The sequence below is a fragment of the Mycobacterium sp. genome (assembly GCF_036488105.1).
In the GTDB taxonomy this organism is placed as follows: domain Bacteria; phylum Actinomycetota; class Actinomycetes; order Mycobacteriales; family Mycobacteriaceae; genus Mycobacterium.
Map to the genome: position 1 here is coordinate 1 of NZ_DASXHW010000530.1, position 7,591 is coordinate 7,591.

A 7,591-nucleotide genomic window follows, 5' to 3' on the forward strand; every position below is an offset into this window, starting at 1 on the left:
TCAAACTCACAGCAGGCATATGTGACCTCACCTCCTTACAGGATCCAGCCAGGTCAGAGGTGAGACTCCCTCGTCAACCGCCTAGTTCGCGGTAGCGGTATAAATGCTCGACATCTGCCACGCCGGAATAACCTGCCAACCCACCCACTGGTTGTAGCCGATGTAATCCCCACCAACCCGGGTAATCGTCAACGAAATCGAACCAGCACTAGCCGTAGCCGGCGAGGACAACACCGCAGTAGTAGCGTTCGTCACCGACACAATAGTCGTCGAACCCTGAATCCCAGTACCCGTGATCGACGCACCAACATCAGACTGATTGAAAAACGCCGTAGCAGACGTCACCGTCGTCGACAAGTTCGTCGTCACACCATCAGTAGGCGTCCGCGGAACCGCGTTGTTCAGATAAAAAACCTGACCACCCGAATTCGGCACAATAAAAATAGCCTGCAACGGCTGCGCAGACGTAGCCAACAACTGCACAGTCCCACCCAGAACCGAAGCCCAGTCAGTATTAAACTGAGTCGAAAACGCCGAAACCGTAGTCTGCGTATACTGAGAAAACTTGTAAATCTTAACTTGCTTATCGAGGTAATCCGATGTTGCCACGGGGCGCCTCCTAGGCGACTAGATCAGGACGGTCACATTCGGCGCCACAGCGTGAACAGGTGCGGAAAAACGAAGCAAACCCGCACTCACACTTGAAGCCAGCAGTACGGGCCGGGGTGCCAGCCACGCCGGCCATCGTGTAGCCAGCGGACTTCAACGCGCGGATGTGATTGGGGTCGGACACGTCGATGGTCCTGCCGGTGTACTGCTGGCCGCGACCAAAGGGCACGTTAACCCGCACGCAGGCGTCATCGGGGGAGAGGAGACGCGACATCAGTTGACCCTCTCCACGATCACGCCGTTCTCGCAGCGATACTCCCGGCCATCGGGGAAGCCGATAGAGGTCCAACGGTCATCGGCTACCTTCTGGCCAATCCGCTCATCCGCTGGCGGCGCGGACGACGTGGTCTTCCACTCGTCCGTTGCCGGTGGCCCGCTATCGGCCACCAAGGGCTTCGCCGCAGGAGTCTTACGGGGACGACCGGGGCCACGCTTCGGCGGCTGCGTCTCCTCGGGCATGCGATGAACCTTCCGGTGGGCATAGAGAAGGGGCACCCGGAACCAGTCCGTGATGCCCCTTGGGGGAGTGCGTGGCCGCTAGGCGACCTTTGGCGGAGTCGCCCTGGCGAGGGCCCGCATCCGCTCGACCGTGGCCGGGATATTTATCCCATCTGCATCCACTGTCTCAGTCCAACCCCGCCGAGGCATCTCCGACGCACTGAGGAAGGGCGGAAGGCCCAGGTCAGTGCGCCACCAGTCAAGGATGTTCCTCTCGATGACCGGGGCCAGTTCGCCGGATACGCGGACGACGGCGACGACCTGCCAGCCGTTCCTGCGGTGTCGGTCCAGGCGGTCGGCGTCGACGTTTCCTATGCCGACCTTGACCACATTAAGAGTTTCATGGGATATGAGGTACACGATTGCCGGCTTGCCAGGCTTGAAGCCTCCGCGAGTGCCACATGCGCGACATCCGCCACCGATCCGGACCGTGGTGTACGTCGGAAAAACTTGAACGCCACAGTCTAGGCAGCGGCAGTGCCAGCGGGTGTTTGCCCCGGGGAACGGGACTTGGGGTTCCAGCCGGACTGCCCGCATAACGGATTCGGCGGCATCGGGATCAACTGGACTGTTGCGGGCGCACCACTTGCACGCACCCCCGCGCGTCCTGATCTTCGTCAGCGTCGGCGTCGACCGCTTGCCACACCTTGCGCACTGGCAATGCCAGGGGTTATTGGCCCCCGGGAACGCCTCCAAGGGCTCCAGGCTCGCAGCTTTCATATCGTGTACTGCGAGATCATCGGGGGTCGTTCGCAGGGAACGTAGGGTGGCCGACTTGCAGGTCGCGCATCCGCGGCGCCCCTGCTGAACGTTCATGTAATACGGCGCCACTTCAGACCCGCACGTCAAGCATCGACACAACCAGGGCCGTCGATTCCCCGGGTAGGGAACCAGTGGCTCGAACTTGGCAACCCGCATGACAGCTTGGGCGACTTCCGCGTTCAGGCGTGACGGCATTGGCGCTCCGCCGGCGTGCGGGTAGTATCTGACATGTCGACTCCAACCAGTCGGCCACGCCCCGGGCCTGTTTCAGCAGGCGCCGGGGTCCTTACTGCCTATACTACCTGGCCGCTCCAACAGAAACACGAACAACGTCTTTGGCGCTGCCCCGGTAAAGTGCCGGGGCAGCGCCAAAGCAACGCTAAACCTTCGTGATACCAGTGATGGCACCCTGCCACGCCGGAGCGTAACAGACAAAAGTACCGTACCAGTAAGAGCTGGTCTCGTATGCGAACTGCGTGACCGGCCACTCAATGGCGGAATAGTCTTGCACGTTGTATACCGCGAATGTGTCCGAGACATTGGAGTCCGGCAGCGGCAGCGTCCAAGACAGAATCGGCATGGTGCCCTGCGGCAGCCACGGGTGGACCGTGAGGTTCACCATCTTGCCGGTGACCTCATTTTGCAGTCCGGTGATCAAACTTCCGACCTGCGCGTTGTGCGCGCCTTCGGTGCCGGGCGCATTGATGAGGCTGATCTGATAGTTCGAGCTGGAAGAGGTCTTCAGCAGGTCGGACAGCTGCTTGCGGTCGTTGCCGTTCGCCAGCACCTCATCCGGGTCCGCCTTGTTGGCGTCGTACATGGCGGCGAAGGCGTTGAAAAACTCAGAACCCGGGTTGGCCGAGTTCAGCGAGCCAACCGCACCGCTGCCGTTCGCCACGCCGGCAATGTTCTTGACATAGCCGGACTGCGGGCCGAGGCAGTAGGACAGAATGCCGTCGTAGTCAGTCGCCGACGCCGAGCTGTCCACGGAACCGCTCGGGAACGAAACGAGCGCCGCAGTGCCCGAGTTCGGGGCGCCGCCAGTGCCGCCACCGTTGAAGTTGATGGTGACAACGCCAGAACCGGGCACGGTGCCGGGGGCGCCAGGAGCGGCCACACCCGAGCTGGAGACGTTGGCCAGGAAGACGCCGGCCGCAGTGTTGGTGGTACCCGCATAGACCCTGTAACCAAGAGCGCCCGACACCGAGGGGATGGTGACATCCAGGACGTTGGTCGTGGTCGCCGACAGCGCCGTGCTGGTGAGTACCGTGGGAACCGACTCGCCCCAGACTCCCACCGAGGTGACCCACACGTACAGGGTCGGAATGAACGCGGTCTGACCAACCTCGGCGCCAGCCTTGGCGCGCGCCGCAACAGTTGCGCCCGGCGACGCGAGTGCGCCGACGAAGCTACCAGCGGTGCCACGGCCACCGAGGAGCATGCGCTCTTCGAGAAGCATCGAGGCGTACAGAACACTGGTCTGGGACAGCTGGCGAATGTCCTGGTAGCCCTGGCCGGAGAACTGCGCGGCCCAGCTGACCTGGTCAGACACGGAGTACTGCATGTAGGGCACGGACGCCTGGTCGCCGGCGTACTGGATCTTCGGTCCACGCAGGTAGTTCGGGCCGTTGGAGCCGCCGAACTGATTGGTGGTCGACTCGGTGATGCCCGGACGGATCAGGCCAACCCCGCCAGTTCCGGTACCGGTGAACCCGGTGATCCGCTTGAACTGGTGGGCCGTGCCAACACCGCGGCGCCGCGCGATGCGGTTGCGCAGCGGAGTCGGGCGGGGCGTGAGCAGTTTGGCCGGCGCCTCGAGGTCGTACGCCTGCAAACCGCCAGTGCCGCCAAGCTGGCCGCCGCTGCCAGCCAGGATGTCCTTCTGGATGTCAGCGTGGGCCAGAGACTCGCGGACCGACGCCAGCAGCTCCGGAGACAGGGCCTTGGAGACCTGGTCGGAACCGAGGGACTTCTGTAGCTGGGCCAGTTGGTTAACCGGCAGGTCCATGGTCGGGGCGCCCGGGGCCGGCATCGGGTTCTCCGCCGACTTGTTCAGTTCAGCCTTGTACGCCTCGAAGCGCTCGGCGATCTCCACCGAGCTCGCGGCGTCGCCGAACATATCGGCGGTGCGAGGAATTGGCATGGTGCTTCCTTATCAACGAAGGGAAAACCCCGAGCGCCTACCTGGGGTTCCGAGAATGTGGTTTTAACGGTTAGGCCGCGAGGGCCTTAATTTCCGTTTCAAGCTGGGCCGCCTTCGTGGCGTAGCCCTTCCGCAGATCCGGGTCCTCAGAGTTGCCGGCCATCGACTTGTAGCGGGCCGCCTCCATGACCAGGTCGTTCCTGCGGGCGTTGACTCGCTCAACCTCAGTCCGTCGCAGTGCGGGTCCGCCGGGCGTCGCCATGCTCTCGACCTTCTCCAACCGCGCGGCCAGATCACTGGTCGCCTCTGCGGCGGACTTTGCCGATTCCTCAACGAGTTCCGTGGTCGCCTTAACCGCGATGGACTTGAACAGCTCTTGCAGCGGTGAATCAGTGTTCTTCTCAAGGAGGCCCGTGAGGGCTTTGAGGAGAACGTCTTCGTCGAACGCGCCTACGGCCTTGGCCGCGTCGGGTTCGACAGTCTTGGTGGTGTCGGCCTCGACAGCGTCGAGCTCTGCGGCTTTGCTGCTGCCACTGTCCCAGCCGTCTGGGATGAGGTCCGACTTGCCGAGGGCGGCGGCTCGCTTCTTGATGAAGGCGCGGATGTCGCCGTGGTCTTCTTTGCCGCGGCCTACCGCGCGGATGGCGGCCTCAAGGTCCTCGACGTCGGCAATGGGGTAGTCCGGTTCGCCGTTCGGGCCCTTCATCGCCTTACCGTCGGCGAGCAGCTGGCGCTTCTCGTCGGCCGTGTACTTGGCCTTCTCGACGGTTTCGGCCTTCTCGACATCCGCTTCGGCGGCGAGGAGGATCATGCCGTCGGGGTCGAGTCCGCCCTGTTCGGCCTGCTCGCGCTTGGAGAAACAGCGCAGCGCGTCCACGGCGGACATCAACAGGTGGATGTCGCAGCCCTGGGCGGGCATCTTGGCGAGATCCTGCGCTTCGGAGATGACCAGTTGGGCGATCAACGCGATAGCCTGGTTGGCGCCGGAGATGTCGCCAGACTCGTCCTGGCCGAGACCGTCTGCGGCGGACTTGACTAGCGCGATTGCGGCTTCGCGGTCGAACTCCGGTTCAACGACGTCGGCAGCCTTCTCGACGTCGGCCGGCGCCTCGGCCTTGTCGGCGACGACGATTTCGACCGTGTCGGCGGCGCCTTCGGAGTTCTTGAGGAGGTCATCGGCAACCTTCTGGGCTTCCTCGACGCTGTCAATCGCGTCGGCGGCCTTGTCGGTCGGGCCGCAGTTCAGGTGGCCGTCCTCGTTGCAGTCCGCGCACACCTGCCCGGGGGCCGGCGCTTCGAGGTGGTCAACGTCGGTGGTCTTCTCGACGCTCTCGTCAATGGTCAGTTCCTCGCACTTGACCAGGCCGCGGTCCTCGTCCAGGTCAGCGGGGGCGCCTTCCCAGCCGGCCGAAGCGGCCTTGCACATGGTGAGGGTGGCGTTCGGGTTGCAGGGCCGATCAACGAGGCTGATCTCGACGATTTGGCCGTCGGTGATGCGGCCGTTCGCGGCAGCCTTGTCCTTCACGATCCGCGGCGACTTGATGCCGATGCTGAAGCCGGTGAAGATCCCCGCCTCGGTCTTCGCCTTCGCTACCGGGTCGACAATGCGGGCCGTGATGTAGTGGCCATCATCCTTGGCCTCATACTCAGTGGCCTTGCCGACAGCACTATCGGACCGGTGCTGCTCACGAACATTACCGATCTTGAACCACTCCGGCATTGCGCGGGACAGCCAAGCGGCATCGCAACTCTGCTGGTCCAGGTCCAGGGAACTGTCAGTCGCCTTGCCGTAGACCAGCAGCGAACCGTCTTCCTGGGGGGTGGACTTGATGATCTCCGCGAACACCGAAGTCATATCCATGTGGGTCCGTGCTCCTTAGATGCGGGTGGGTTGTCCCCACTCATAAGACGGCCGCATGGGTGCTTTGACCTGCGGAAACGGCCTGATTGTTCGGCGTTGACGACAGCTAGGTGATTAACCTGCGGACGAATTTCGAGGCTTCGAAGTCGGCCGCGGCGGCCGTGTGGACGCCACCGGGTCCGCGGTGATGGCCTGCGCACATCCAGACCAGATTCTCAGCTGTTTCGATCCACGCTCCGATTTCGTCCGGGTTGGAAACCCCCGGGTAGGCGTGTTCGAGCCGGGCCAGGTCGACGCCGTTTTGGAGACTGAACTCGATGTGTGAGTGGTGGAGCTCGAGGCCGCCGTGGCATTCGCCGTTGTCGCCGGTGTCTGTGGCGAACTGGCAGCGCGCGGTGGCCTTTGTGTGACGCCGGAATGTGTCGAAATCCTTGTAGTGTGGATCACCGGTGCGTTCGGGGTGTTCCGGGTAGTGCATGAGGTAGTGGTGGGTGGTCTGCTGATCATGCGCGGGAACATCAGACACGCATGGCCTCCAGACGGTTATGTGCGTAGTGGTGCGCCGCCCCACGCGGTGGCGTAGCAACGGCAGCGGGGGTGAAGCGCCCCCGGTATGGCCCCGCCGTCGGGCAGGTTGCCAATGGTGAACAGGCGCCCGTCTAGGGCTGCGCAGCGGCCGTCTACGCGGTCGTCATGCATGGTGTTCCATCTTAAAAATCCGGTGGCGGAATGTGATGCGACCACGTCGACCAGGGCTGCCGCGGCGCGACGTTTCCGTCCGGCCGCAACGTGCATGGCGAGGTAGTTCTGTTCCCGCTTCATCGCGGCGTCGGAGTCGTCCGCGGTGAGTCTGCGTGCAGCGGCCATGACGTATCTGGCCCGCATTTCCGGTTCTTCGCCGGCCGTACGTCGCATCAGCGACATCCCGTCCCGTGGGGCGGGGGAGCCGTACCGTGACCGGCCGGTGAGCCGAACCGACAGTCCGAGTGCGCCAGCCTCACGTGCGGCGCGATACGAAATTCCGGTGCCGACCATTTCCGCGATCAGATAGGTCGGTAACTGGTCGGCGGAGATCGCGGCTGGCGATCCGAACCAGGCCGCCAGCGACGACGTCGCATCAGCTTTGACGACGTGAGCGCGGGCCAGGGCCATGAGGGCCCTGACCTGCACGTTAGCCATCGCTAAGGGCGAACAACGCCTTGCACGCATCCAGGTCGCCAGCAGCGGCCAGCCGATTCGCAGCCTCCCCAACGTTCACGGAGAGCGCCTTGAACTGGAAATCGCGCCACCGGTCACTACCTGCGCGCTTAGCGGCGAACGTCAGGAACGCCTTCTGCTCAGCACGCTGAGTTTGGTCGTCACCCTCGACCGGCTCCGGCTTGGCTGGAACCTCTGTCTTCTGCTGGAACCCGTCGTGATTTTGCGGTGCTGAGGGCAAGTTCCCCGGCAGCCCGATCGGTTCCGCGTCCGGGTTTAGGAACGCGGGCCCGGTTGGTGTTGACAGGAACGGTTCGTTAGCGTTCTGGTGCGGGTAGCGGGGCAGGTTCAGCGCGTCCCTGCCCTCGTTGACCGTCATCAACGCGTTGTCGACGTAACCAGTCAAGAGAGCCGCTTCGCGCTGCTCGTCTTCCTGGTCCAAACCTTGGAACTTGAAAACC

General features: G+C 63.4%; 8 protein-coding genes. All 8 read right to left on the reverse strand.

The features are described 5' to 3' along the window. Nucleotides 1–81: 81 nt before the first annotated feature. Entirely contained in the window at nt 82–609 is a 528-nt protein-coding gene (locus VGH54_RS27955; RefSeq protein ID WP_331515391.1) for a hypothetical protein, read from the reverse strand. Between the two features lie 273 nt (nt 610–882). Next, nucleotides 883–1,128, reverse strand: coding sequence for a hypothetical protein (locus tag VGH54_RS27960; protein ID WP_331515392.1), 246 nt, complete (start codon nt 1,126–1,128; stop codon nt 883–885). A gap of 78 nt (nt 1,129–1,206) precedes the next feature. Continuing rightward, a complete protein-coding gene (locus VGH54_RS27965; protein WP_331515393.1) occupies nt 1,207–1,527 on the reverse strand; it encodes a hypothetical protein in 321 nt (106 codons plus the stop codon). Between the two features lie 781 nt (nt 1,528–2,308). Further along, entirely contained in the window at nt 2,309–4,072 is a 1,764-nt protein-coding gene (locus tag VGH54_RS27970; protein ID WP_331515395.1) for a hypothetical protein, read from the reverse strand. A gap of 70 nt (nt 4,073–4,142) precedes the next feature. Further along, nucleotides 4,143–5,933, reverse strand: a complete 1,791-nt coding sequence (locus tag VGH54_RS27975) for a hypothetical protein (RefSeq protein WP_331515396.1) — start codon at nt 5,931–5,933, stop codon at nt 4,143–4,145. A gap of 106 nt (nt 5,934–6,039) precedes the next feature. Then, nucleotides 6,040–6,459 (reverse strand): hypothetical protein, encoded by a 420-nt coding sequence (locus VGH54_RS27980; RefSeq protein ID WP_331515397.1) that lies wholly within the window; start codon nt 6,457–6,459, stop codon nt 6,040–6,042. A 17-nt stretch (nt 6,460–6,476) separates the two neighbouring features. Continuing rightward, entirely contained in the window at nt 6,477–7,112 is a 636-nt protein-coding gene (locus VGH54_RS27985; protein ID WP_331515398.1) for a hypothetical protein, read from the reverse strand. Next, nucleotides 7,105–7,591: hypothetical protein (locus VGH54_RS27990; RefSeq protein ID WP_331515399.1), on the reverse strand; the 487-nt coding region annotated here is incomplete at its 5' end. The genes VGH54_RS27985 and VGH54_RS27990, both read right to left, overlap by 8 nt.